The sequence below is a fragment of the Reichenbachiella faecimaris genome, from assembly GCF_900176375.1.
GTDB classification, from domain to species: domain Bacteria; phylum Bacteroidota; class Bacteroidia; order Cytophagales; family Cyclobacteriaceae; genus Reichenbachiella; species Reichenbachiella faecimaris.
The window spans coordinates 365,032-391,023 of sequence record NZ_FWYF01000004.1; the positions used below are offsets into that span (position 1 = coordinate 365,032).

Consider the following 25,992-nt stretch of genomic DNA (forward strand, 5'->3'; position numbering starts at 1 on the left):
CAAATACTCGAAGAATGAACGTATAGAAGCAATCTTTTTATTCTTATGCATTCACGTTTTTTTCTCTAAACCAAAAGATTAAATTTGCGCTAGTTTTTTAAGGCTGACGGGCCAGCCTACTTATTATCCACAAAGAAAAAATTATGGCAAACAAGTATGATCTTATTGTGATCGGGAGCGGACCAGGTGGTTATGTAGCTGCGATCAGAGCTTCTCAATTAGGAAAAAAAGTAGCAGTAGTAGAAAAAGCCGAAATTGGTGGCATCTGTCTCAACTGGGGATGTATCCCTACCAAAGCCCTACTCAAGAGTGCACAGGTGTTTGATTACCTATCTCATGCACAGGATTATGGAATTACTGTCAAAGACGCAAAGGCTGATTTCTCTGGCATGGTAAAAAGAAGCCGTGGCGTGGCAGATGGGATGAGCAAAGGCATTCAGTTTCTATTCAAGAAAAATAAGATCGATCAATTGCTTGGTTTTGGTAAGCTCGCTGCCAATAAAACAGTAGTAGTCACTGACGATAAGGGCAAATCAGAAAACTATACGGCAGACCACATCATTGTGGCTACTGGTGGGCGTTCTAGAGAATTGCCAAACCTGCCCATTGATGGCAAAAAAATCATCGGCTACAGAGAAGCCATGAACTTGCCCAAGCAGCCTAAAAAAATGGTAATTGTAGGTTCTGGCGCCATTGGCGTTGAGTTTGCTTACTTCTACCACTCGATTGGCACAGAGGTAACTATCGTAGAATACTTACCAAACGTAGTGCCTGTAGAAGACGAAGATATTTCTAAGCAGCTGGCCAGATCATTCAAGAAGTCTGGTATGAAAATCATGACCGGGTCTGAGGTGACTGCTGTGGATACCAAAGGCAAAACCTGCAAGGTGACCGTCAAAACCAAGAAAGGCGAAGAAGTGATCGACGCGGACATCGTACTTTCTGCTGTAGGTGTATCATCTAACATTGAAGGCATTGGCTTGGAAGATGTAGGTGTAATGACAGACAAAGGCAAAATCCTGGTAGACGATTATTACAAAACAAATATCCCAGGTATCTATGCCATTGGTGATATTGTACATGGACCAGCATTGGCGCACGTAGCTTCTGCGGAAGCGATCATCTGTGCTGAAAAAATATGTGGAGAGTCTCCTGAGCCCTTAGACTATGGCAACATACCAGGGTGTACTTACTGTTCTCCAGAGATCGCTTCTGTAGGTATGACCGAAAAGGCTGCTAAAGAAGCTGGGTACGAAATCAAAGTGGGCAAATTCCCGTTCTCTGCTTCTGGTAAGGCACAAGCTGGTGGCAATGCAGAAGGGTTCGTAAAAGTGATTTTCGACGCCAAATATGGCGAATGGTTGGGTTGCCATCTGATTGGCGCCAACGTCACTGAAATGATTGCTGAAGCAGTAGTAGCCAGAAAACTGGAAACTACAGGCCACGAAATCATGAAAGCCGTTCACCCTCACCCTACCATGTCTGAAGCCATCAAAGATGCAGTAGAAGATGCGTATGGTGAAGCAGTTCACTTGTAAGAACAGCATTTAAACTTAGACTCCTTCAAAAATTATCCGTCATTGCGAACGGAGTGAAGCAATCTTATTGTTAGTACCGTATCTAAGATTAAGATCACTTCGTTTCACTCGTGATGACATAATAAAGATTTTTGAAGGAGTCTTTTTTTATACCCTTCCGTATATACACCCTTATGTCTAACAAAACTCCGTTCGCCAACTGGCCTTTTCATCCTGCAAAAACTCCTTTCTATTATGGCTGGGCAATTATCGTTTTGGGTACCTTGGGCATCTGCATGAGTATTCCTGGGCAAACCATGGGAGTATCCACTTTTACGGATAGCCTCATTGAGGCTTTGGGTATGAGCAGAAGTGAATTGGGGTTTGCCTATATGTGTGGCACGATCACCAGCGCCTCTGCATTGACTTGGGTGGGTATCAAATATGATCAACATGGCGTTCGCCCCATTGCCATACTTGCTTCCATTGGCATGGCTCTTACACTGATCTTTCTTAGTCAGACCGAATTGATTCAAAGTTATCTCCCTGGCTTTTTAGAAGGCCGAGTGGGTAATTTTCTGATTATGTATGTGGGATTTGCTTCACTCAGATTTACCGGACAAGGTGCATTGACACTGGTCTCTCGAAACATGATGATGAAATGGTTTGAAAAGCGCAGAGGTTTTGCCATGGGCTTTTCTAATGTGGTGACTTCACTCACCTTTTCTTCTGCTCCTGTGTTTTTCGAAATGCTGATCATGGACTATGGATGGAAAGATGCCTGGATGATCCTCTCAGTTATTGCTGGCTTGGGCTTTCCGCTAATTGTGCTTTTCTTATTTAGAGACGATCCAGAAAAAAGTGGTTTAAGGCCAGATGGTAATTACATAGAAAAAAAATCCAAGACCAGCCGTTTTCCAGTCGTCAAGCAATATAACCTCCATGAGACAATGAGTAGTTTCCCATTTTGGGTATTTGCCATGATGCTCGCCATGCAGGCTTTCTACTGGACGGGCTTCACCTTCAATGTCGTGTCATTATTTGAAACTGCTGACTACTCTAGAAGTACAGCTGTATCCATATTTGTCCCTTCATCTGTGATTGCTGTTTTGGTGACCTTGTCAGTCAGTAGTCTGAGTGATTTTATCAAATTAAAATATCTACTCTACGTCTCTGGTGTTGGGTCACTGATAGCCACTATTGGCATGATATACCTTGATAATTCGCCCTGGATGATCTACGTGATGATTAGTGGAAATGGTATTCTTCTAGGGCTTTATGGTGTATTTCTTTCTGTAGTCTGGCCAAGGTTCTATGGCACTGAGTATCTTGGTGCTATTTCTGGTCGTGCCATGACTTTAGTGGTTCTGGGCAGCTCAGTTGGCCCCATCATTTTTAGCGAATCATTGTCCAGAAACGGTAATTACGATGCTGCTGGGTGGCTCTGCTTTGCTATTTTTCTCTTGCTCACCATTGCCGGATTTTGGGCAGACAATCCACAGGAGAGGTTTAGAACTAAGTAACTCCCCAAGCTCGGTAGCTACTTCTCAAACTCGTGCGGAACTTAGTTCCGTGCGATTCATACCAACCCCGTTCTCAATCTCCCATTAGACAATTGCTTCCGGGTATGTGGCACAAATGTAACTTCTTAGCTGGACTCAGAAAGCAGGATTGGCCATAGAGTATTGTTGTCTCTAATTCCCCAACGGGGATAACTACTCACTCACCGAGTAAAACCGTCAGTTAAACTAAACATCTCATAAAACCCACGCCTCTTTATTAATTATGTAGCATCAGATAGACATAATATATTTATATGGCAACTTTATTGAAATCTACTCAAGCGCGTTTTCTTATCATAATAGCTACAGTACTATTGATCTTGATTGTTGGTCAGATAATCGTGCATCAAAGGATTAGTTTGCAGGCTGCTGATGCTGAGATTATCAATACTTCTGGTAAACAACGCATATTGAGTCAGCAAATAGCCAAGCTAGGACTACTCATGGCACGCACAGACAAACTTTTTGATACACAGGATCAAAAAGTTTCACAATACCTCAATGAACTACTTACCGAATTTAAGTCCAATCACACAAACTTAAACCAGCAGGAAAGCAAACTACACGTCCCTGCGCTGAATTCTCTCTATAGCAAAACAACACCTTCTTACCAGTCTATAATACAATTGGTTCAACGCTTGCAACAAGCTAATGATCTGTTGTCCAGACGGGTAGTATCTGACTCGCTCAACCTAAAAGCAGAGGAATTCCTTATCCACATGGAATTCATAGTAGACGAAAGTGAAAAAATTGCGGTTTCAAGAATAGACGATCTCAGGGCTGTAGAAATGAAACTAGCAGGGATTGCCATAGTCATTTTGATGTTGGAGTTTATTTTCTTGGTTTTTCCTTTATTCAAAGAAAACAAAGATCTATCAGCACTGATACTCGAGCTCAAGGAATCAAAGGCAAAAGTTATTGCTAAGGATGAAGAAAAAAGAAAAGTCGAAGAAATTCTCAGCAAGACCAATGAAGTAGCCCGAATTGGTACATGGGAAGTTGACAACGTCAAAGGAATCATCAGCTGGAGTAAAGTAACCCGAGAAATCCATGAAGTCCCAGAAGATTATACGCCAGAATTGTCCACAGCCATCAACTTCTTCAAAGAAGGGGCAAGCAGAACGGCCATAGAAAAGGCAGTGGAGGAAGCCATGGAAAAAGGAACCCCCTATGACCTGGAGCTTGAATTGGTCACAGCCAAGGGCAATAACGTCTGGGCCAGAGCGATAGGAAAAGCCGAGTTTGAAAATAATCAATGCACAAGACTTTATGGCGTATTTCAAGATATCAGCGCCATCAAAGCATCACAAAAAGCACTACATGCTACTAATGCAGAAATGAGTGCCATATTAAATGCTGGCCCTACTTCCATCATCACTACTGATCTGAATGGCATTATTACGAATTTCAATAAAGGAGCAGAAGATTTACTAAAATATACTGCGACTGAGATAGTGGGTATTCAAACCCCAGCCATCTTTCACCTAGAAGAAGAAGTAATAGAAAGAGGACTACAGCTATCAGAGGAATTTGGTAGAGAAATAGAAGGCTTCGATGTTTTTGTAGAGCATGCTAAGCAAGACACTTTCGAATCCAGAAATTGGACCTATGTAAGAAAAAATGGCTCGAAAATCCAGGTCCAATTAGTCGTCACTGCCTTGAAAGATGAAAACCAGGAAATTTGCGGTTACATAGGCATAGCCACAGACATCTCAGATATGGTAGAACAACAATCTAAACTGCTAGCCGCAAAAAATGATCTGAAAGAATTATCAGAAAGATTAACTTTTCAAAATCAACAATTGGCCAGCTTTGCCCACATTGCTTCTCACAATCTACGATCACCTATCAGCAACTTAAGCTCACTGCTCAACCTTTATAATATGTCAGAGGGAGAAGAAGAGAAGTCTAATATTTTCGGGCATTTCGAAAAAGTGATTGGTCACCTGACAGATACTTTGGAAGTGCTCGTAGAGTCTATCAAAATCAAAGAAGATCTTAATCAGCGTATAGAAACCATCTCTTTCGAGGAAATATTCAATAAAACCAAAGACATGCTCGTAGATGAAGTCTTACATACGGACGCCAAAATATCTTGTGATTTTTCCCAAGCACCCAAAGTATCTTACAACAAACTTTATCTTGAAAGTATCATGATGAACCTGCTGACCAATGCAATTAAATATAGGTCACCAGAAAGAAAGCCTGAGATTTCGCTAATTACTCGCGTGGAGGATGGAAAAATCAGCTTGGAAGTTCATGACAATGGTCTGGGTATAGACTTAGAAAAGCACAATCAAAAATTATTTGGCCTGAACAAAACATTTCATAGAAATCCTGAAGCCAAGGGAGTAGGCCTATACATTACAAAAACACAAGTAGAATCTATGAACGGAACGATCTCCGCCAATAGCAAAGTGAACCAAGGATCAACCTTTACAGTAAAATTTTAATCCCATGAACAAACCATACAAAATCTGCATTATCGACGACGATGAAATTTATAAATTCACCGTCACCAGTACTTTAATGATCAAAAAATTAGCAAGAGAAATATTGGAATTTTCGGATGGCGAAGAGGCGCTGGGCTTCATGACAGCCAATCTGTCCAATCACACACAACTCCCTGACGTCATCCTTCTGGATATCAATATGCCCATCATGGATGGTTTTCAGTTCATAGAGGAGTATATCAAAATCAAACCTAGTGTGAGCAAGAAAATTGCCATTTATATGGTCTCCTCCTCATTGGATCCCATCGATTTGGATAAGGCAAAAACTTACAATGAAATTTCAGATTATATTGTAAAGCCTATCAAACCAACTGAGCTTTTTGAAATTGTAAACCGATTAGAAATGGCTTCGTAAGTGCAAGACCTAACTGCTGCAAAACATGGTTTCAAGTCTTTCAACCCTACTCCGACCTCAGCCCTTCCGTTGGATTGGCTCTCACGGGTCGCATCACGGTAATATAGACTACGAAAAGCGCAAAGGACACAATGCCTAATCCGATCAGTACACTCTGAATCCAGGAGATTTCAATGTAATTCAAATAGATGGTTGACAAGATCGCGTCTGGTAGAAAATAGCCCATCAAAATTCCCAACATAAAAGCTGCTCCAAGAATTTTGATAAATGGTCGATTCACAAATGAAAGGATTTGACTGGCATTGGCTCCTAGCACTTTTCTAATACAGATTTCTTTGGTTCGACGATTGACATGCAAGGAAGCCATGGCCATGATACTAACTATACTGAGCACAAAAGCAATGATAGAAAGCCACATGAAAATATTCGCCAATTGCTCCGAACCCTCAATCATACTACTGTAAGCATAATCATGCTGCCAGTGATAGACCATGGGCCTTTCGAACAACTCCGCCCACACCTCTTCCACCTGAGCATATACCTCGTGATGAGGTTCCCCATTCGTGCGAAGGAAGAAATGATCTTTTTCGATCTCTGGCACGGCAGTGAAAATCAAGAGTGTGGGCTCATAATCACTGTATAACTCATCATCTCTGAAGTTATTGATCACACCGATCACGGTCTTATCCTCTCCATCCACAGTGATTTTCTTGTTCAGTGCTTCTCCCCCTACAAAATATTGCTCAGCAAAATATTGATTGACGATCACGTGGTCAGAAATATCCTGCTGGCTGCTCTCTCGAAAGTCTCTTCCTTCTGCAAAAGTGACGCCCATTTTATTCAGAAAAGCACCTGCGACTTTGTAGTTGTTCACTTCTGTGGCCAATTCATCTATTTTAATATTGGCCTCATGACTGTAGCCGACCAGATAGTGATAAGACCCAAAAGTTTCTTTGGTGAATAGTTTTTCATCCAAAGCGGTTTTCAACTGTGCGTATTCATTACCATCTTTTACGCGGATAATCATCAGGTTTTCTGTATCATATCCATAATCCTGCTCCTTTAGAAAATCAGCATTCTGCATAAAAGTGAGTCCTGCTAGTAGAATAGCAATGGACAAACTATACTGAAAAATCGCCAGTACATAGTGAGTCAGTCCGAAACCCTTGGCTGTCAGTCTGTGATTTAAAATGGTCACGGGCTTGAACTTGTGTGCATACAGCGCAGGTACCAGCCCCGTAATTATTGTGACCGCCAGCATAAAAAGGAAAACAAAAGTAAGCACGCCTGTCATATCCAAATCAGTGAGTAAAAACTGCTGATTTCTGATACTCAAGAATTCTTCGCTAATGATATTGATCAAACTGAGCGAAAACACAAAGGCTAAAATCATGATGATCAATGTCTCGAAAATGAACTGAACGAAGATCATCCGACTCGAAGAGCCTATCGTTTTGCGTACACCAATTTCTTTCACTCGGCTAGAGATGAGTGCCACGTTTGTATTGGCCAGATTAAAGCAAGCTACAATCAAGATCAAAACGGCCATGGTACAGAAAATCAGAAACTCATTCGTTTCCACAGGCATGTTACCATAAGAAATAGTAGTCTCTGCAATCGGATTGTGCAAAGGAGTTAATTCGAATCTTTCAATTTTTTTGTTGGGATTGGCTTCATTATGCGGAGCAAGATATTGCTCCATGAAGTCCTCAACAGGCACTTTTTGATCACTACTAGTCAACTGCACATATTGTCCAAATTGGAAACTATGCATTTCCCAATCAGATCGATCCAATTCAAAATAGGTAAGTAAAGTTTCAATATTGAGTAGGCCTTCGAAAGCAAAACTGGAATTGTTAGGGATTTTTTCAAATACGCCCAATACATGAACATCTGGGAATTTTCGGCCGTAGTAGTAGACTGACAATCGCTTACCCACTGGCATTTCATCGCCGAAAAGTTTGGCAGCATAAGCCTCCGTCAAATAGATTCCATGGAGATCAAAATTCTCTTTAGATCCATACTTGAGCGGCAAGTCAAATACTTTCAAAAAACTAGGCGAAGCAAAAGACAATGCCGAAGGAATGTAGTATTTGCCCTTTCCGATACTTATGTTGGCAGCCAAATAGCTTACTGCATGTTTCACACCAGAGTGATCATTGACCAGTACTTCTTCTAGCGCCAAAGAAGACATTTCCCATCTGTCCAATCCCTCTACTCCTGGTCGCATGGCATGCACGCGATAGATGTTCTCTCCAGTGTACACACTATCGAATTCACGATTGAATCCATAAATCATGTAGGACACAATACAGAAGGCTAGGGCAAAACCCAACCCAAAAACATTGAGTGCCACGTAGCCCTTGTTTTTGGCGATGTGGCGTAACGATAACTTGAAGAATGATTTGATTAATGCGCCTGAAGTATCCATTTTATAATCTGTTTTTCGTGCGTATGATTTACAACAGCGGAGCACATTCCAGCAATACTGTACATTGGCTCGCCACTTACTGCCATTCTCTCGGCGGATTTGATACACCTCCTCAAGGTCACCTGAGAGTTCTTCGAACCGATCCGATCGACAATACCATTTGAAGATTCGGTAGGCCCATTTGGGCGGTTGATAGTCTGGGTCTAGCGGTTCCATTGAAAGGCGATTTCAGGAATTTGTTTTCTCAATTGCTCACGAAGCGTTTGCTGTTCGTCAATGGCTTTTTTCCCTACAGGTGTGATGTAAAAGAGTCGCTTACGTTTGCCACCACGAAGCCCAGAGGCCTCTCCAAGCTTGGACTCCAAGAATCCTTTTTCTTCCAGTCGATACAAAACGGTATGTATCGCACTGATATTGATGCTTTTGCCTGTTTGCTTTTCGTACTCCTCAGCTATCCCTACCGAGTAGGCCGAATCATATCGCATGGCTACAATCAAAATCACCAATTCTTCCAGACTTCCCAACTTATAATTACCCATTGCATATTATTTTATTCACAATTGTAAGTATTATAAATTCAAAAACAAATTTATTATTCACTTTTGTAAGTATTATAACAAAATTGTTTCATTTATGCCGTTTACCAGGCCCAATTGGTAGTTCATTAGCCACGCATGACATTAAGAAATAAGTTCCGTTAATCATGCAAATGTTAGCTCCTAATTAGTGCGTTTGATTTCCACCATTAAATCGGGTAAATTCACATACTATGGCTCAATACAAACTAACCATCAACAATCAAACACATCATGTTGATGTTGCACCTAACACACCTATTCTCTGGGTACTCAGAGATCACGTCAATTTAGTCGGCACGAAGTTCGGATGTGGCATTGGACAATGCGGCGCATGCACCATTCATCTGGACGGAGTAGCCATCAGGTCTTGTTTGCTTCCTATTTCGAGTATTGGTGATCGCTCGATCACCACAATAGAAGGGTTGTCTTCAGAAGGGGATCATCCTGTGCAGAAAGCATGGATAGAGCATGACGTGGCCCAATGTGGCTATTGCCAATCTGGTCAAATCATGAATGCAGCATCACTAATAACTCGCAATGCAAACCCAAGTGATGAAGATATCGAGCAGGCCATGAATGGCAACATTTGTCGCTGCGGAACTTATGTTCGCATCAAAGCGGCCATTAAAACAGCAGCTAAAGAAAGCTAATCTCCCCAATTCAATCCAACAAAATCGTAGATCATGACGCTCATCAAAACAAAATATAATAGACGCTCCTTCTTGAAAGTATCTTCTGCTGCCAGTGGTGGGTTGGTACTTGGGTTCAATTGGTTGGCTTCCTGCACCCCCACTCCAGAGCAAATCAAACAGATGCCCGAGGAATGGTTCAATATGAATGCCTTTCTAAAAATAGGTGACAATGGCATCGTGACCATCCTATCTCCTAACCCAGAGATAGGACAAAATGTGAAAACTTCCATGCCCATGCTAGTGGCAGAAGAGTTGGATGTGAATTGGAAAGATGTGATGGTAGAGCAAGCGGGATTAGATACAAAAAAATACGAACGACAATTAGCAGGTGGTAGCCAATCTATTCGTCATGGTTGGCAAAGTCTACGCATGGCAGGGGCAACAGCAAGAAGAATGCTTTTAGAAGCAGCAGCCAAGCAATGGAATGTACCTGTAGATGAATTGACCACTTCTGAGGGCGTGATCAAGCATCACTCTGGCAAATCAGCTGGCTACGGAGAAGTGGCTTCTACAGCTGCTACCCTAAACATTCCGGAAGAAGTAAACCTGAAAGATCCGAAAGATTTTAAGATTATAGGCACACCTACAAAAAATGTAGATGGCCCTAAATTGATCAAAGGAGAGTCTTTGTTTGGAATAGACTACAAACGAGAAGGCATGCTCATCGCCATGATGGTTCATGCCCCTGCCTTTGGTATGACCGTGAAATCAGTGGACGATACAGAGGCACGCAAGATGCCAGGCATCAAAGGCATCATTACCATCAATACCCTTCCAGATGGCATAGAAAGAGAATGGTCGGACGTCAATGCATTTACCAAGTTAGTCGTTGTAATAGGCAATAGCACTTGGGAAGTTATGAACGCCAAGAAAGCACTAAAAATAGAATGGGAAAAAGTGACTGAAGGTGAAAACACGACAGATCACACCAAAGGCCTGACCGACTTGCTCAAAAAGCCTGAAGAAGGAGATGTAAGAAAAGACGGCGATCCTGATACAGTATTCAAAACTGCAGCTAAAGTTATTACACAAACCTATGGCGCTCCATTCCTTGCTCACAATACCATGGAACCCATGAACTTCTTTGCTGACGTGACAGCAGATGCAGCTGAGTTGGTTGGCCCTATTCAAACCCCCGAATACCTCAGCAAGACTTTATCCAGAGTATTGGAATTGCCCGAAGACAAAATTTCAATCATGATGACTCGGATGGGTGGCGGCTTTGGCAGACGGCTTTATGGCAACTTCGCGGTAGAGGCGGCAGTCATTTCCAAAACAGTGAATGCTCCCATCAAGCTCATATATACCCGTGAGGATGACATGACACAAGGCACCTACCGTCCTGCTTATCAGGTCAAATATGAAGCTGCCCTCAATGATCAGAATGAAATGGTGGGGTTTAAAGTCCGGGCGGCAGGCATACATGCTGCTCCCCTGTTCGAAAATCGTTTTCCGGCTGGCGCGGTCGATAATTATCTAGCCGAAAACAAAGAACTAAACTCCAACATCTCTACTGGAGCTTGGCGTGCCCCCCGCTCCAATTTTATCGCTTTCGCCGAACAATCATTCTTAGATGAAGTGGCGGAAACCATAGGAAAAGATCCGATTGATTTCAGATTGGAGTTATTTGATCGAGCTATTGCTAACCCAGTAGGGTCAAACAATGACTATGATCCAGAGCGATATGCGGGCGTATTGAAATTGGTAAAGGAAAAAGCCAAATGGGGAACTAATCTGCCTGGAATATCAAGAGGTGTCTCTGCCTACTATTGTCACAATTCTTATGTAGCACAAATTGTAGACATCAAGATGGACGATGATTTACCTATCATCCAAAAGGTTTGGTGTGCAATCGACTGTGGTATTGTAGTGAACCCAGAAGGCGCGATCAATCAGGTTGAAGGCGGAATCATAGATGGGATCGGCCATGCCATGTATAGTGCCATGACTTTCACAGGAGGCAAACCAGACCAATCCAATTTCAATAAATACAAATTGATCCGTCATCAGGATGCACCAAAAGCCATAGAGGTTTTCTTTGTGCAAAATGGTATAGACCCTACAGGGCTAGGTGAACCTTCTCTCCCCCCTGTTGCGGCGGCATTGGCGAACGCCATCTATTCAGCTACGGGTAAGCGAATCAGGCAGCAGCCTTTCATAGAGAATTTGGGGTAATCAGTTATTTCTTTGAATAGTTCGACCCAACTGGCATGGAAGCAACTTCCATGAGCACTCGAAACTACAGCGTTTTCAATTCTCTCTCCAACTCCTCCTCCATCTGCTGTTTATCAGTATAGGTAGGTGGTGCCACTCGATTATCACAATCTGTAATGGAGCATCTCTCACAGGTTGTATGCACCGTTTTCTTTCTCAAATCTGGATCTTTGATAAAGTTGAAAGCTCCTTTTAAACCATCAGTCATCAATAGTCCAAGGGTAATACTGCTGGCACCATCACCTTTATAATTGTCTGGTTCGGCCACAGAAATACAGAAATACGAACTATTGGTTTGCCAATATTCTGAAACCTGCGCGTCAATCAAAAAATCCGCCTTTTTGCTTCGGATATTTTTGATTGCACTGATCGAGACCCATCTATGACATAGATGCTCATCCAGTTCCGTGTGATAAGGGTTGTGCAACTGAGACAAGTGAAGCTCTTTGGTGATATCATATTTGATCAGGTCATTCGTACTTTGCAAACGAATAAAGAACAAATCCCTAATATTGAAATGGTGAGGCAATAGATTGGTGAATCGCTGTAGAAGCGTTTCGGGAGTCACCTGATACTTTTGCAAAAGTTTGCCAATCAGACTCGGCTTCCAGACAGTTGATCGCGCGACCAACTCAATATCCTTCACCAGCTCATCTGCATCCATCAGCAGTGCTGCGGCAAAATAGGAAGCCTTAAAATTGCTCAACAATTTCTCAAATGAAGCCTCCTTATTCAATTGTGTTTCAAAAGATCTTTCTTCTGATTTTAAGTATTGAAAACCCAATTCCTTAGAAAGGATAAATGTCTCCTGCGCTTCAGACAAACCTTCATTGATATAGAGAACCTTCTTTTCTGACTGATAATACGATCTGAACTTCCTCAACTTCTTGTTCTTGGCCAGACTTACCCGATCTACAGTAATATCATATTGCAGACGTAGTATATCTGCAAGCACCTCGTATCCATAAGGCACCTTATTCTTGAGTTTCATTTCCTTTTTGAAGGACTGAACGGCCTCTTCCAATTCGGGAAAATAATTGTCGTGCATATCCTGATACGAACGAAGTGCAATCCGATAGAAATGCTCCTTCTCTATCTGATAGCTTCGCACCATTTTTAGAATCGTACTGATAAAAGCACTGATTCGATCAGGCGAGTTACTAAACACATCAATCAGCTTATCAGGACTGATCCCAAATTCATCCAGTGGAAAAAATTTAAAGAACCCTGAGTTCAATAATTCAATGACTGGACGGAGTTTTTTGTCTGCCCTAGTACTGACCAGTTCATCATAATCCAATTGGAAAGCTTGCGCCAACGCACTGATTTTATCTGGCTTGGGATATTTTTTACCCTTTTCTATGTCATTCAAATAAGAAACTGATAGTCCTGTCTGCTTTGACAGCTCCTGATAGGAAACCTTATGCTGCAAGCGCAAATGCTTGATTTTGAAGCCTAGGATAAGTTTTACAATGTCATTATCACTGATCATCTGTCTTTCAATTCTTTGATGAAGCTAAAATAGATTAAAAAAAGGAAATAAATTAATTAGCGGAATTTCCGCTTTTAGATTATTTATATATATTTGAAGAAATATTCGCAACTATGTCACAACTACACATTACACCAGAACGGCTCCTAACCTACCAGGATATCTACACTGACGAGGTTTTGCAAGCCCTAGAAGCACTCGCTCCTCTCAATGCCAAGCAGAAGGTTTTGATGGAGGAAAGAAATCAACGAAGAGCTGAACGTATCGCCAATAAAAGTTTATTGGATTTTTTACCAGAAGATGCCTGCATAGGTCCAGATCATTTAAGGGTGGCTGACATCCGACTGGGTGACTTTGAATGCAGCGCGATTCCCAAAGATTTGCAACGTCAATGGATCCAGGGCACAGGCCCTGCAGCCAAGCCCAATGCTACTTTAGAATCAAGTATCAGAAATGTAGCCTATGCCCTGCTGTCTGGTGCCGATGGTTGGATGTTTGATGGAGAAGATGCCCTGGGCCAAATTCAAGCCATGTCGCTCGATAATCAGCGCAATCTGAAACTGGCGATTCATCGTGATGAAAAATTCATGAACGCTGCTTCACAAGTTTCTGAAGAGATGAACAAATGGGCACAAAGCTTTTTTGGTAAACCCATTATCAAAAATTGGAAGGAACAACTTGATTTTACCACTTTGATTTTTCGTGCACGCGGTCTGCACTTAGACGACAGACACATCACCATGGAAAATGGAGAATCCTTCTCTGCATCCATTACTGACCTGACCTTATTTGTAGTAAACAACCACAAAGCACTGCAAGCCAAAGGTGCTTCTATTGTATTGTATCTACCCAAAATTCAAACTGCGCACGAAGCTGCTTTTTGGAACACCCTGCTTTCTACACTTGAGCAGCACTTAGGTATGGAAAAAGGCACCATCAAGTGTTACGTTTTGGTTGAACAGCTGGAAGCCACTTATCAATTGCTCGAAATTCGAGCAGCATTAGGCCTCCACTTTGTCGGATTCAATACAGGACGATGGGACTACATCAATGCAGTAGCAGATGCCATGTGTGGCATTGATGATTTTATCAATCCAAACATTGAATCTATCACCATGACCTATGCCTATATGGGTGCTTATGAAGATCGTGTGCGCAATGCTGTGAATACCCCTGACCAAAATGGCAATTACAGCCTATGGCAAGGTGGCATGGAACCAAACATTCCTGTTGGCTCTCAAGGAGGTGTAAAAGCCAGCATGGAAAAGGCATTGGCAGGAGCCAAAAGAGAGCAAGCCGCAGGAGCCTCTGGCAAATGGGTCGCCCACTGGAAGATGGTACATATCATTCGTCCCGTTTGGGAAGAAGCTGGTGAAACCAATCAACTGGGAAGAGACTTCGGATCACTGACATACACCAAAGAAGATCAGCAAGCCTTGATCACTCTGGCGGATGCCCCACTCACTATCAGAGGTGGGAGAAACCTCCTGAGCGTGGCCTTGCAGTATGGCAATGCCTTTTTGCAAGGTTTTCAAGCCGCAGCTTTGAAACCAGCAGATTTTTTTGGCAACGACGACATTCTCTACCTCATGGAAGATATGGCGACTGGAGAAATACGACTGAGCGTACTCTGGGAATGGCTACACAAGGGAGCCAGACTCACAGAGGGAGATGACGAGCTTTCGCTCAACAATGGCGCTTTATTCACCAGGGAAATATTTGATCAGATGCTGACCGAAGAATATCAAAAACTGCTGGACGCCGAAGACAAAGACGTGCACAACGATTCGAAAACGACAACGCTACCTATTTCACGAGAGATCGTCCGAACCTACGTCACTTCTGAAACCAAAGGGCCATGGTTTATTGATTTACTGAACCTAAACCTGAATAATGAATCATTGGAAGTCGCAGAAGAGCGAATTGACAGATATTATAACCAGCTGACTGCAACGGGTCAGCGCATCACTGAAAATCTTGATTTACAACCCAATACACATATAAACGCATAATACTATGAAAAACGAGGCACAACTCATCAAAGACAGAACAGCCACAATGGAGGCTTACTTCAACGAGCCCAGGTTCAAGGGCATCAAAAGATTGTATTCTCCAAGACAGGTCGTCGAGCAGCAAGGCACGATTCCGACCAGCTATACTGTGGCTCAAAAATCTGCTGAGGCGTTTTTCAAGCGCTTACGCGAATTGCACAACGAGAAAAAGCAAATCACAACTTTTGGTCCATACACGCCAAGTCAGGCCGTGATGATGAAAAGAGCGGGCATAGAAGGCATCTACCTCGGTGGCTGGGCTACTTCTGCCAAAGGGTCTGCGGACGAAGACCCAGGGGCTGATTTAGCCAGCTATCCATTGAGCCAAGTGCCCAACGAGGCGGCAGGTATCGTGCGCGCACTCATGGCTGCCGACCGCAACCAACATTTTCAACGTATGAAAATGTCTGAGGAACAAAGACAAACTTCTCAAGCGTTCGACTTCCGCCCATTCATTATTGCGGATGCAGATACCGGGCATGGTGGCGACGCCCATGTTAGAAATTTGATTCGAAGATTTGTAGAAGCAGGTGTTACCGGCTACCACATTGAAGATCAGAAGCCAGGCACCAAAAAATGTGGTCATCAAGGCGGTAAAGTTTTGGTATCCAGTGACGAGCAGATCAAAAGAATCAATACGGCAAGACTGCAGCTCGATATCATGGGCGTACCGGGCATCATTGTAGCCAGAACGGATGCGGAAGCCGCTTCTTTATTGGAAAACATTTCAGATGAAAGAGATCAGCCATTTGTTTTGGGTGCCACGAATCTGGAAGTTCCCTCTTACAAGAATGCTTTCCTGGCTTTGCAGCAATGTTTGAGCGAACTAGGTGCCACCCAAATCAAAGGCCATGAGTTGTATCAGGTTGGGAAAGAGGATCAAGAGGCGGCTCGTCAGTGGGTGCTGAATGCTCCCTTTGCTCCAAAAATCAAGGAACTGAAGGAAGATTTGATCAGTGATGATGCGAGTAAATTCGAACCTGCCTATGATCAAATCTCAGCCGAATTTGTGAAATTCTGGGAAGCTGACGCAGGGGTAACCACCTTCAGATGTGCAGTAGCCAATTACCTCGAAGAGTGTAGAAAAGAAGGTGAAGAATTCGAAATGTGTCACCAGGAATGGCTACAGTTTGCATCCGCGGCTTCTTTGAGTCAGGCACGCAAAAAAGCAGAAGAACTAGGTGCTCATGTAAAATGGGACTGTGACTTGGCCCGTACACCAGAAGGGTACTATCAGGCTAAGGGTGGCATTCCGTTTGCGATTGCAAAATCATTGGCCGTGGCTCCCTATGCAGACATACTATGGATGGAAACAAAAACTGCAGACTTGGAGGACGCCAAAAAATTTGCAGAAGCGATTCATGAGCTGTATCCAGACAAGATGTTGGCCTACAATCTGTCGCCATCATTCAACTGGGATACTACTGGCATGACTGAAGAGGAAATGTCTAAGTTTCCAGAGGAGCTAGGCAAGATAGGTTTTGTATTCAACTTCATTACTTATGGTGGCCACCAGATTGACGGATTGGCCTCAGATGAATTTGCAAATTCATTGCAGACGGAAGGCATGCTGGCGCTAGCCAGAGTTCAGCGAAAGCTGAGACTGCTCGACTCGCCGTACAAAACACCACAGTCGCATGTAGGTGGCCCTAGATTGGACAGTGCCTTAGCAGCGAGTTCTGGCAGAACGGCAACCACCAAAGCCATGGGCAAAGGCTCGACACAGTTTCAGCACTTGAAGCAAACGGAATTGCCGACTACGCTGCTGGATCAATGGATTACAGAATGGTCTGAATTTTACAAAATCAAGGACAAGATCCAAGTAAAATTAAAGCCTCACAAACCTGGGTCTACAGTGATGGAGCTGGCCTTGATGATTGGCGAGGAAAAAGCGGCTAACATGGTCTTTACTTCTGTGACAGACAGAAACAAACGTCAGATTCTTTCTATCAGAGATCAGAATATGTTTAGGGATGATCTGAGGCAAAAGCGCCTGATGACATTGATGCATTTGTTCATCATCAACAGATACCAGTGTGATACCGTGCATTATCTCACACCTACGGAAGACAACGCCAAACAGTGTGAAGCGATGCTCAAAATGGAGCTTTATGCGGCATTTACTGATGAGATCGGGCAGATTATCGTAGCGGATATCGCTACGGATGAAGTTCGGGCCTATGTAAATATCGAAGGTCGCATCTCTAGACTCATTCATAAAGAACAACAAACCCAATTGGTAGATGCTTAAGGTCGCTACCGCAGATTTATGGGATCAGCACGGTGCAGACATGCACTGTGTGGATCCCATTTTTCGTTCTTATGGAGCGAAAACCAGTTTCCAAGGCGAAATCACCACACTCAAACTCTACGAAGACAACAGTCTGGTTCGCAAGCAACTAGCAACCCCTGGCAAAGGCAAAGTACTCATAGTAGACGGCGGTGGCAGCTTCCGCTGCGCATTGGTCGGGGATCAACTCGCCGAACTCGCCATCCAAAACGAATGGGAAGGCCTTATCATCTATGGTTGCATCCGAGACTCTGCCGTGATCAATACCTTGCCCATAGGTATCAAAGCCCTCAACACCAGTCCAGTAAAAAGCATCAAGAAAGATCAGGGGGAGATTGATATTTCGGTAAAGTTTGGCTCTACCCTGTTTGTGCCTGGGTATTATGTGTATGCGGATGAGGATGGGGTTTTGGTTTCGCCACACTCCTACTAACTTCATTTCAGTGGCTCAGCCACCATAGTAGCGAGCTCCAAAGCAACTTTAGAACCAAAGAATTATATTTAAAATCATCTCAATTTAAAGGCAAACGGCATCACCATTTCTTCTTTAGCAAGCTTACCATCAATTTTCTTTGCATTCCATTTTCCACATTTTTTAATTGCTTCAATTGTAATTTCATCTAGCCCATAACCCAAACTTTTTCGGATTTCAAAGTCTGACAATGTCCCATTTTCATTCACAATGAACTTAACATGCACTCGACCAGTAATTCTATTCTTTTTAGCCTCATTTGTGTATCTAGCATATGAATACCACTTTTGATAGAAATTAGCATATCCGCCTTTAGGTTCGGCATTAATCGTATCTGTCAAATGCAGAGATTCCTTAAAAACCTCATTGTTATGACTTTTAGCTGCCACTAAAGAACAGAAATAAAAGACTGGAATGAGTAGCGTAATGATAAATTTCATATTGAGTTTTTTTTTGTAAAAAATCATTTAAAAATCAAATAAACCGTCGCCATCAATCCACCAAAGAAAAGCGCCACTCCACCAAAATAAAAAATACTCTTCAATGGCTCAACTACCACCTCTCCGTAGCTAATACCAATAAAGAACCACCCAATGAATAGGACAATGAGCGATATGATGCTGGATTTGGTGGATTTCATATTTAACAACCTGCCCTATCAGCGACAGTTGAAACGGGTTTGAGGTTTTGGGGTGAACGTACGTGCATAGCGAGTGTGCTCATGGTTTAATTAAGACAGAAAGATAGCTGAACCCACTCGACCTACCTTGCGTGATAGCCTTCTTTCCATAGTATGTATTCTGCTCCACGTTTGGTCCGGTTAGCTTCATTGTTAAAATTGTTCAGCATCCATTCCCGTCGGGCCTCTGGAATTTCATTGATCAGCCATAGAAGTGCCTTCGAGGTAAATTTCTTAAAATCTCTAACAGTAGAAACCAGATTGTGACCCGCTGCAGCACTCACAATCAAATGTAAGTGATTTGTCATTATCACGTAAGCATGTACTTGCAACCCTTTCCCTCCTACACAATAATTAAGCGAATCTATTATGCAATCTTTATAGGCTCTTCTTACAAATAAATCCAACCAGCCTATGATGGTAAAAGTAACAAAGTATAATCCTGAATGGTCTCTTATCTTGTATCGGTTGGCATAAATGATAAAGATAGAAAACTCGTATTTCAAATGCTAAACAAGGTTTCAGTCGCAATGCAATTGCGACCGAGCGGATTGACCTAAAATGTTGTTTACTATATGGGTTACATCAGAGCGAGTCTAGTAGATTTTTTTATACCATTAGGGCTTAGAAAACCTTAACTGCAGTACTTCTAGAGCCAGTTTCTCTAGTCCGGACGATTTCAAAATCCACCACACCCAGTACCAAACCTTCTTCTGTAATCACCTCTACCTCCCACTGACCTGGCCTTACCCAGTGTTTGTAAGTATAGCCACGATAGCCGTCCGCTCTGCCGCCTCGTATTTTTATCCCAATGTCTTCTACTACCTCCCAGCTTTCTATTTTGGGGTTATACCATTTCCAACGATGGAAGATGGATTTCTCCAAGTTGGTAGGGGCGAAAATGGAAGTGAAAACATATACATTCTCAGTTGGCCGCCAAAGAAGCTTCAGTCTATGTGTACGCCAAAAGACATACCATTCGTCTTTCTCGTACAAGACAGCGTATTTATCATTTTCATATTTTACCTGATGAGCCACCAGTCCACTATTCAGCGCTAGTGGCACAGGCGGAATGAGGTTGAAAAAATAGAAGACATTGATCAGAGCATAGATGCCAATCACCAAACTTAAGAGTTTACCCAGGTGCACTTCTTTTCTTGTTTGTGCACTGGCACGATAGACTTTCCATATCAAAGCCAAGGTACAGCCCACGCTAATCAAACCCGAAAGGATAAAGACATAGGTATTCATGTACTTGATCCATACCGGAACCATGAAGGTAAAAAAGGTAAAGCTGATGAAACTATAGACGCTAAACTGTAGGTACTTATTGGATATTCTTCTTTTTAAAAATTCATTTGCCACAAATAGAATGACCAAGATGGTAAAGAAAGAGACGGTCTTAGTCAAAGACACGCTTCTTGAAAAATAGATCACATACGCGCTAGATAGCGCTCCAAAGAAAAACTGGATTGCCAATGGAAAGTATGGTTCGAATCGTTTCAAAAAAGTCCCATGCCATCTACCATCACCAACAAGATTGAAAGCATAAATGGTGAAGGTGAGCGAGGTCATGTGAATACAGAGCATGGTCAGGTCATAAGCTCGATCAATACGCCCTAGGGTAAGCGAATCAAAAATAAATCCACCAATAAAGAAGGTAATAGGCGCATACTTCTGATTCCTTTTGAGGTAGGCGCTGAAGGCGCTATTCCTGAACTTGGTTACAGCTCTATTCATTCCATTTTATCATGTTGCCATGGATAGGAGGTTATAATTCGAAGATGAGTTCACCTGATTCAATTGTCAATTGATCTCCTAGATCATTGAACAGTTTGCAATTAAATTTTGCCTTAAAAAAAGTAGTGCCTTCCTGTGAGATCACCTCGTAAATATCAAAAACTGATCCAGTCTGATCTACATCCAAATCTCCACCAAGAGAATTGTTCGAATACCATGTCGTTTGTTGGTCGTCCTCGTATTCCATCACGACCCCAAATCCTCTATATGCTTCAAAGGCTATAAAGAAACTAGCCTCATTAGCCTTGACTTGGTATAAAAAAAGTGAATCCAGGTTCTGAATCCCTTCTTCGACTTCCATGATTTGATAAATTTGAACATTGAAACTTTCATTTTTTAAAGCATCCAATGCAAATACATTCAATCTGCCATACCCAACCGTCTTGACATCTCCCTCTTCTTTTATAGCAATTACTAATTGAGGACTAAACGAATCCTCTCTCATAATCCCTTTCTTGGTATTCTGATCGGTTATATCAAATGAAACAGTCGCTTGCGAAATAACTTCCTCTTTCCTCACATCTTCATCTCGGCAAGAAAATGATATTAGTATGAAAATGAATAAATAAAATCGGATGACGGTTTTATACATGGGAGAATAATTGACTACACTAGCTTATTATTATTGCTTGCAATTTATATGATTTAAGAAATAAGAAAAGGCATATTTCAAAACAGTCAGAAAGCATGCCAAGCATTTCTATGTCAAATCAGAAAAAATTTGGACTCTATTGGATTTGTCCAATTCTACTTACCAGTAAGAGTCAGCTAGAAATAAATATTACTTCTGGCACTGACCAACCTTTAGAGCTACACCTGTAAGTAGACGGTTTCTTACTCCTGCCTCAAAGACTTCACTGGATTGGCTGTAGCTGTTCGGATCGACTGGAAGCTAATCGTCACCAAAACCAAAGCAATCGTTACTAGGCTGGCTATACCAAAATTCCAATAGGAAATATCCACACGATAAGCAAATTCATCCAGCCAGGAATTAGCTAAATAGTAGGCCGCAGGAATGGCAATCAGCATAGCACCAATAGCCAGTAAGACAAAGCGCTGAGAGAGCATCAACACCAATCCAGAAACTGAAGCACCCAAGACTTTGCGAATGCCCACTTCTTTCATTTTTTGCCCTGCTATAAACATGATCATGCCATAAGAACCCAGACAGGAAATGAGAATAGCCAGAATCGAGAAATTACTGATCAAGTGACCCAATTGCTCCTGTTCACCATAGCTCTGAGCCAGTTGTTCGTCCAGAAATTGAGCAGCGAAAGTTTCTGTGGGAAAGTGTTTGTTCCAAATCCCCTCAATCTCACTTAGCGTCTGTGGAATATTCTGATTGTTGATCTTAAATGAAAAATGCGTAAAGGCTGCTACTCGTATATCCACAATCATTGGTCCCATGGCCTGTGACAATGGCATGAAGTTGAAGTCTTGGGTCACACCTATCACCTTGCCAATTTTACCCTCCATATTAATAGATCGACCCAGAGCCTCTTCAGGTGTACCAAAATCGTAGGTGTCAACTGCTGTCTTGTTTATAATAAATGCCGCTTGAGGGTCTGTTTCAAATTCCTTAGAAAAGTCTCGTCCTGCAATTATTTCAATGCCATACGTACTTACAAAATCGTAATCAACAGACAGCACAGGTGCCAACAGGTGATCCTCAGAAGTAAAACCATCTGGTATCACATTTCTATGTGCTACACCACCTCCAGGCACTCCGGCCGACAAGGTACTGGCTGTCACTCCTGGAATACCAGCTAGTTCAGCTTCAAAAGCATCCATGGCTTTACGTTTGTCCTGACTGACCGCCCCGAAAACATTATTGAAATTGGCACTCATCACTGGAGCAGTCACGATATGATCCTTATTCAAACCTAGCGGTTTGTTTTGTAGAAAATTCAATTGATCATACACAATCAGGGTACCCGATATCAGAAGAATAGAGATAGAAAACTGAATCACAATCAATCCTTTTCTGAAAGACAGCCCACCTTTAGCCTGGCTTCCACTTAGTCCTTTTAAGCTATAAATGGGTGAAATACGTGTTGCAAAAAAAGCAGGATACAATCCAGCCAACAAACTGGTCACTAAAAACAATCCAACGAACCCAACAACAATCTCTGGCCTGTACAAAGCTGACAATTCAAGTTCCTTACCTGTCACTTCATTGAGTACTGGCAAGAGAAATACTGATGAAATATATGCAACCACTGCAGCCACTCCCGCCGTTACGAATGATTCACCTAAAAACTGAGCTACCAGACTTCCTCTCCAGGCACCCATTACTTTTCGCATGCCTATTTCTTTCGTTCTTTGAAGCGAACGGGCTGTCGATAAATTGACAAAATTGATACACGCGATCAATAAAGTCAGGGCGCCTACTGCCATGAATACAAAGAGAAAAACACGGCTGCCAGCTGGCTCCAGCTGAGCCCCTACCTCATCATTCAAATGAATATCTAATAAAGGCTGAATTTTGAAGGACTGCCCCTTCTGCATGTTTTCAGGAATTTTCTCGGTTACAAAATCAGCAAAACGGGTATTCACAAATTCTGGATTTGCACCCTCCTTGAGCAATACATAGGTAGGTGAATGAGATACCATCCAATTGAGTTTGAAATTTTGACGTAAGCCTGTGGCTAAAGGCTCTGGTTCCAGATCATACATATTCTGATAAGGTACCAAAGCATTAAAATGAAAATGTGAATTGGTGGGATAGGCTGCAACTACAGCAGACACGCGAAAAGGTTTACCCTCCATTTTAATAATTTGTCCGATTGGAGATTGACTACCAAAATATTTTTCTGCCAACTGTTTGGTGATGATCGCTGTGAAGGGTTCTTGCAGCGGCAATTCTGCAGAACCTTCCAGAAATTGGAAATCAAAAATTTCAAAGGTAGACGAGTCCGTAAAAAAGATATTTTCTTCTTCAAATTTTTTCAATTCACCATCCCGTACATCTACTTGTACACTCACGTCACGCGTGAAAAGCCTGGTTGTTTTTTCCACTTCAGGAAAAAAATCATTCAAATGCTCAGCAAATACAGGTGGTACACTTCCAATATTAAAATCGCTAATGAAATATTGGAGTCTATAAATCCTATCTTTTTTACTCTGAAACTTATCGTAGCTCAACTCATCATTGACAAAGACAAATATGAGCAAGCAGCAAGTAAGTCCACCTGCCAGACCAATGACATTGATCAAACTAAATGTTTTGTGCTTAAATAAATTCCTAATGGCGATTTTGATGTAATTCTTGAGCATGACCGAGTTTTTTTAAGTTGAGTAGGCACTAATTGTTAGTACTAAATAGTCCAATCTTATTACAAATCAAGAATAAGTTTTGAAGAAAGGAATTTTACAGAGACGAGCGGTGAGACAAAACTCCTATTTGTAAGTTTTTTTACTGAATTAACAAAAAAGAAATCCAATTTGTTATGCATGCATACCAATATTTTATATATTTGAATTTGTTATGCATGCATAACAAAAGAAAAGTCATTAACTTTAAGCATTACTAAAGACAAGATATGGAAACCACGGCGGAAAAAAGATCGATTCGAGGAGGGGAATTCCTCATTAAAGAATCACCAGCAGCAGACATCTTCATCAGAGAAGAGTTTTCTGAAGAGCAAAAAATGATGGCTCAGGCTACTCAGGATTTCATTGAAAAAGAAATCAACCCTAACATAGAAAAAATAGAAAAACAAGAAGAAGGTCTAATGCCATCACTTATGGAAAAAGCTGGAGAGCTTGGACTATTGGGTGTGGCTATTCCAGAAGAGTATGGTGGGCTTGGCATGAATTTCAACACATCCATGCTGATTGCTGATGAGATTGGTGCTACAGGTTCATTCTCTACTGCTTATGGCGCACATACAGGCATTGGCACTTTACCCATCCTGTACTATGGCAATGAAGAGCAGAAAAAAGCATACTTGCCCAAATTGGCCAGTGGTGAGTGGAAATCCTGCTACTGCTTGACGGAACCAGATGCTGGATCAGATGCCAATTCGGGAAAAACAAAAGCAAAGCTAACTGCAGATGGTAAGCATTATGTGATCAACGGACAGAAAATGTGGATTTCAAATGGAGGATTCGCGGATTTATTGATCGTTTTCGCCAAGATTGATGACGATAAAAAATTAACAGCCTTTTTGGTAGAAAAAACTTATGGTGGCATCACCATGAACGACGAAGAAGTGAAGTTAGGAATCAAAGGCTCATCTACTCGTCAAATTTTCTTCAATGACTGCAAGGTGCCAGTTGAGAACATGCTTTCTGAAAGAGAGAACGGCTTCAAGATTGCGGTTAACATCTTGAATATTGGAAGAATCAAATTAGGTGCAGGTGTGATTGGTGGATGCAAGCAAGTAATTTCTGAATCGACCAACTACGCCAATGAAAGAAAGCAGTTCAACACACCTATTTCAAGTTTTGGCGCGATCAAGCATAAGCTGGCCGAAATGGCGATCAAAACATGGGTAACTGAATCAGCCGCCTACAGAGCTGGACAAAATATTGATGACAAGATCGAGGACATGATCAGCAGAGGCATTGATCCTGCGGAAGCCAAATTGAAAAGTTTTGAGCAATTCTCTATCGAATGTGCAATTATCAAAATACACGGATCCGAAATGCTGGATTATATCGTAGACCAAGGCGTTCAAATATATGGTGGAATGGGCTTTTCAGAAGATGCCCCAATGGCCAGAGCTTATCGAGATGCACGGATCACAAGAATTTATGAAGGCACCAATGAAATCAACAGGATGTTGATGGTCGGTATGATCATGAAGCGAGCAATGAAAGGAGAATTGAATATTATGGAGCCTGCCATGGCAGTTGCGAAAGAATTGGTTTCGGTGCCTTCTTTCGAAGTTCCAGATTTGTCTAAGCCTTTTGCTGAAGAAAAAGATGTCTTGAAGAAATTGAAAAAGGCAGTTTTGATGGTGGCAGGAAAAGCTGCTCAAACTTTTGGCCCCAAGCTGGAAGAAGAGCAAGAAATCATGATGAATGCAGCTGATATGATGATTGAAATCTACGCTGCTGAATCAGCACTATTGAGAGCTGAAAAACTTGTGCGCATGAATGGTGAGGAAGTGTCAAAAATGCAGGTGAACGCTGCGAAGGTCTACCTGTATGAGGCCGTTGAGAAAATCAACAAGGCAGGTAAAGATGCAATCGCTTCTTTCGCCACTGGTGATGAACAAAAAGTGATGTTGATGGGATTGAAAAGGTTTACCAAAATCAATCCTGTAAACATCAAACAGCTGAGAAGAGAAATCGCTGATCACTTGATTGGCAAAAACCAATACGCTCTTTGATTAAGCG

Annotated in this window: 19 protein-coding genes; 10 read left to right on the top strand and 9 right to left on the bottom strand. The window is 42.1% G+C overall.

Going from position 1 to position 25,992, the window contains the following annotated elements:
- The first annotated feature begins 143 nt into the window (after positions 1–143).
- From lpdA to B9A58_RS18220, 4 genes are all read left to right on the top strand, one after another.
- A complete protein-coding gene (gene lpdA / locus B9A58_RS18205; protein ID WP_084374302.1) occupies positions 144–1,538 on the top strand; it encodes a dihydrolipoyl dehydrogenase in 1,395 nt (464 codons plus the stop codon).
- 173 nt (positions 1,539–1,711) lie between these two features.
- A complete protein-coding gene (locus B9A58_RS18210) occupies positions 1,712–3,040 on the top strand; it encodes an MFS transporter (RefSeq protein ID WP_084374303.1) in 1,329 nt (442 codons plus the stop codon).
- A 293-nt stretch (positions 3,041–3,333) separates the two neighbouring features.
- Positions 3,334–5,532, top strand: coding sequence for an ATP-binding protein (locus B9A58_RS18215; protein ID WP_084374304.1), 2,199 nt, complete (start codon positions 3,334–3,336; stop codon positions 5,530–5,532).
- A gap of 4 nt (positions 5,533–5,536) precedes the next feature.
- Positions 5,537–5,947 carry a response regulator gene (locus B9A58_RS18220; protein ID WP_084374305.1) on the top strand — a complete coding sequence of 137 codons (411 nt, stop codon included), beginning with the start codon at positions 5,537–5,539 and terminating at the stop codon, positions 5,945–5,947.
- A 46-nt stretch (positions 5,948–5,993) separates the two neighbouring features.
- Here B9A58_RS18220 and B9A58_RS18225 read toward each other — a convergent pair whose 3' ends face one another.
- Both B9A58_RS18225 and B9A58_RS18230 read right to left on the bottom strand, forming a co-directional pair.
- On the bottom strand, positions 5,994–8,594 hold the full coding sequence (locus B9A58_RS18225; RefSeq protein ID WP_084374306.1) for an ABC transporter permease: 2,601 nt from the start codon (positions 8,592–8,594) through the stop codon (positions 5,994–5,996).
- Positions 8,582–8,917 carry a PadR family transcriptional regulator gene (locus tag B9A58_RS18230; protein WP_084374307.1) on the bottom strand — a complete coding sequence of 112 codons (336 nt, stop codon included), beginning with the start codon at positions 8,915–8,917 and terminating at the stop codon, positions 8,582–8,584. Before B9A58_RS18230 ends, B9A58_RS18225 begins: the two co-directional genes overlap by 13 nt.
- Positions 8,918–9,147: 230 nt before the next feature.
- Here B9A58_RS18230 and B9A58_RS18235 point away from each other — a divergent pair, with 230 nt between their 5' ends.
- The gene (locus B9A58_RS18235) at positions 9,148–9,606 is read left to right on the top strand and encodes a (2Fe-2S)-binding protein (RefSeq protein WP_084374308.1); all 459 of its coding nucleotides are present in this window, start codon (positions 9,148–9,150) and stop codon (positions 9,604–9,606) included.
- Between the two features lie 33 nt (positions 9,607–9,639).
- Positions 9,640–11,823 (top strand): xanthine dehydrogenase family protein molybdopterin-binding subunit, encoded by a 2,184-nt coding sequence (locus B9A58_RS18240; protein ID WP_084374309.1) that lies wholly within the window; start codon positions 9,640–9,642, stop codon positions 11,821–11,823.
- Between the two features lie 64 nt (positions 11,824–11,887).
- On the opposite strand, the gene B9A58_RS18245 is transcribed toward B9A58_RS18240, so the two are convergent.
- Positions 11,888–13,354: a helix-turn-helix domain-containing protein gene (locus B9A58_RS18245; protein ID WP_084374310.1), complete on the bottom strand. Its 1,467-nt coding sequence runs from the start codon at positions 13,352–13,354 to the stop codon at positions 11,888–11,890.
- 113 nt (positions 13,355–13,467) lie between these two features.
- On the opposite strand from B9A58_RS18245, the gene B9A58_RS18250 reads away from it, so the two are divergent.
- From B9A58_RS18250 to rraA, 3 genes are read left to right on the top strand one after another with little or no spacing between them, the layout of a single operon-like run.
- Positions 13,468–15,366 (top strand): aldolase/citrate lyase/malate synthase family protein, encoded by a 1,899-nt coding sequence (locus B9A58_RS18250; protein ID WP_084374311.1) that lies wholly within the window; start codon positions 13,468–13,470, stop codon positions 15,364–15,366.
- Positions 15,367–15,370: 4 nt separating this feature from the next.
- Positions 15,371–17,656, top strand: a complete 2,286-nt coding sequence (locus B9A58_RS18255; RefSeq protein ID WP_084374312.1) for an isocitrate lyase/phosphoenolpyruvate mutase family protein — start codon at positions 15,371–15,373, stop codon at positions 17,654–17,656.
- Positions 17,649–18,128, top strand: coding sequence for a ribonuclease E activity regulator RraA (rraA, locus tag B9A58_RS18260; RefSeq protein ID WP_084374313.1), 480 nt, complete (start codon positions 17,649–17,651; stop codon positions 18,126–18,128). Before B9A58_RS18255 ends, rraA begins: the two co-directional genes overlap by 8 nt.
- Positions 18,129–18,202: 74 nt before the next feature.
- On the opposite strand, the gene B9A58_RS18265 is transcribed toward rraA, so the two are convergent.
- From B9A58_RS18265 to B9A58_RS18285, 6 genes are all read right to left on the bottom strand, one after another.
- Positions 18,203–18,607, bottom strand: a complete 405-nt coding sequence (locus B9A58_RS18265; RefSeq protein WP_176214838.1) for an energy transducer TonB — start codon at positions 18,605–18,607, stop codon at positions 18,203–18,205.
- Between the two features lie 23 nt (positions 18,608–18,630).
- Positions 18,631–18,807 (bottom strand): hypothetical protein, encoded by a 177-nt coding sequence (locus B9A58_RS20435; protein ID WP_176214839.1) that lies wholly within the window; start codon positions 18,805–18,807, stop codon positions 18,631–18,633.
- 122 nt (positions 18,808–18,929) lie between these two features.
- Positions 18,930–19,154, bottom strand: a complete 225-nt coding sequence (locus B9A58_RS20830; protein WP_221407880.1) for a hypothetical protein — start codon at positions 19,152–19,154, stop codon at positions 18,930–18,932.
- Between the two features lie 316 nt (positions 19,155–19,470).
- A complete protein-coding gene (locus tag B9A58_RS18275) occupies positions 19,471–20,586 on the bottom strand; it encodes a DUF2914 domain-containing protein (RefSeq protein WP_084374316.1) in 1,116 nt (371 codons plus the stop codon).
- Between the two features lie 31 nt (positions 20,587–20,617).
- Positions 20,618–21,238 carry a hypothetical protein gene (locus B9A58_RS18280; RefSeq protein WP_084374317.1) on the bottom strand — a complete coding sequence of 207 codons (621 nt, stop codon included), beginning with the start codon at positions 21,236–21,238 and terminating at the stop codon, positions 20,618–20,620.
- A gap of 242 nt (positions 21,239–21,480) precedes the next feature.
- Positions 21,481–23,922, bottom strand: coding sequence for an ABC transporter permease (locus B9A58_RS18285; RefSeq protein ID WP_084374318.1), 2,442 nt, complete (start codon positions 23,920–23,922; stop codon positions 21,481–21,483).
- A 266-nt stretch (positions 23,923–24,188) separates the two neighbouring features.
- On the opposite strand from B9A58_RS18285, the gene B9A58_RS18290 reads away from it, so the two are divergent.
- The gene (locus tag B9A58_RS18290; protein ID WP_084374319.1) at positions 24,189–25,985 is read left to right on the top strand and encodes an acyl-CoA dehydrogenase family protein; all 1,797 of its coding nucleotides are present in this window, start codon (positions 24,189–24,191) and stop codon (positions 25,983–25,985) included.
- Positions 25,986–25,992: the final 7 nt, after the last annotated feature.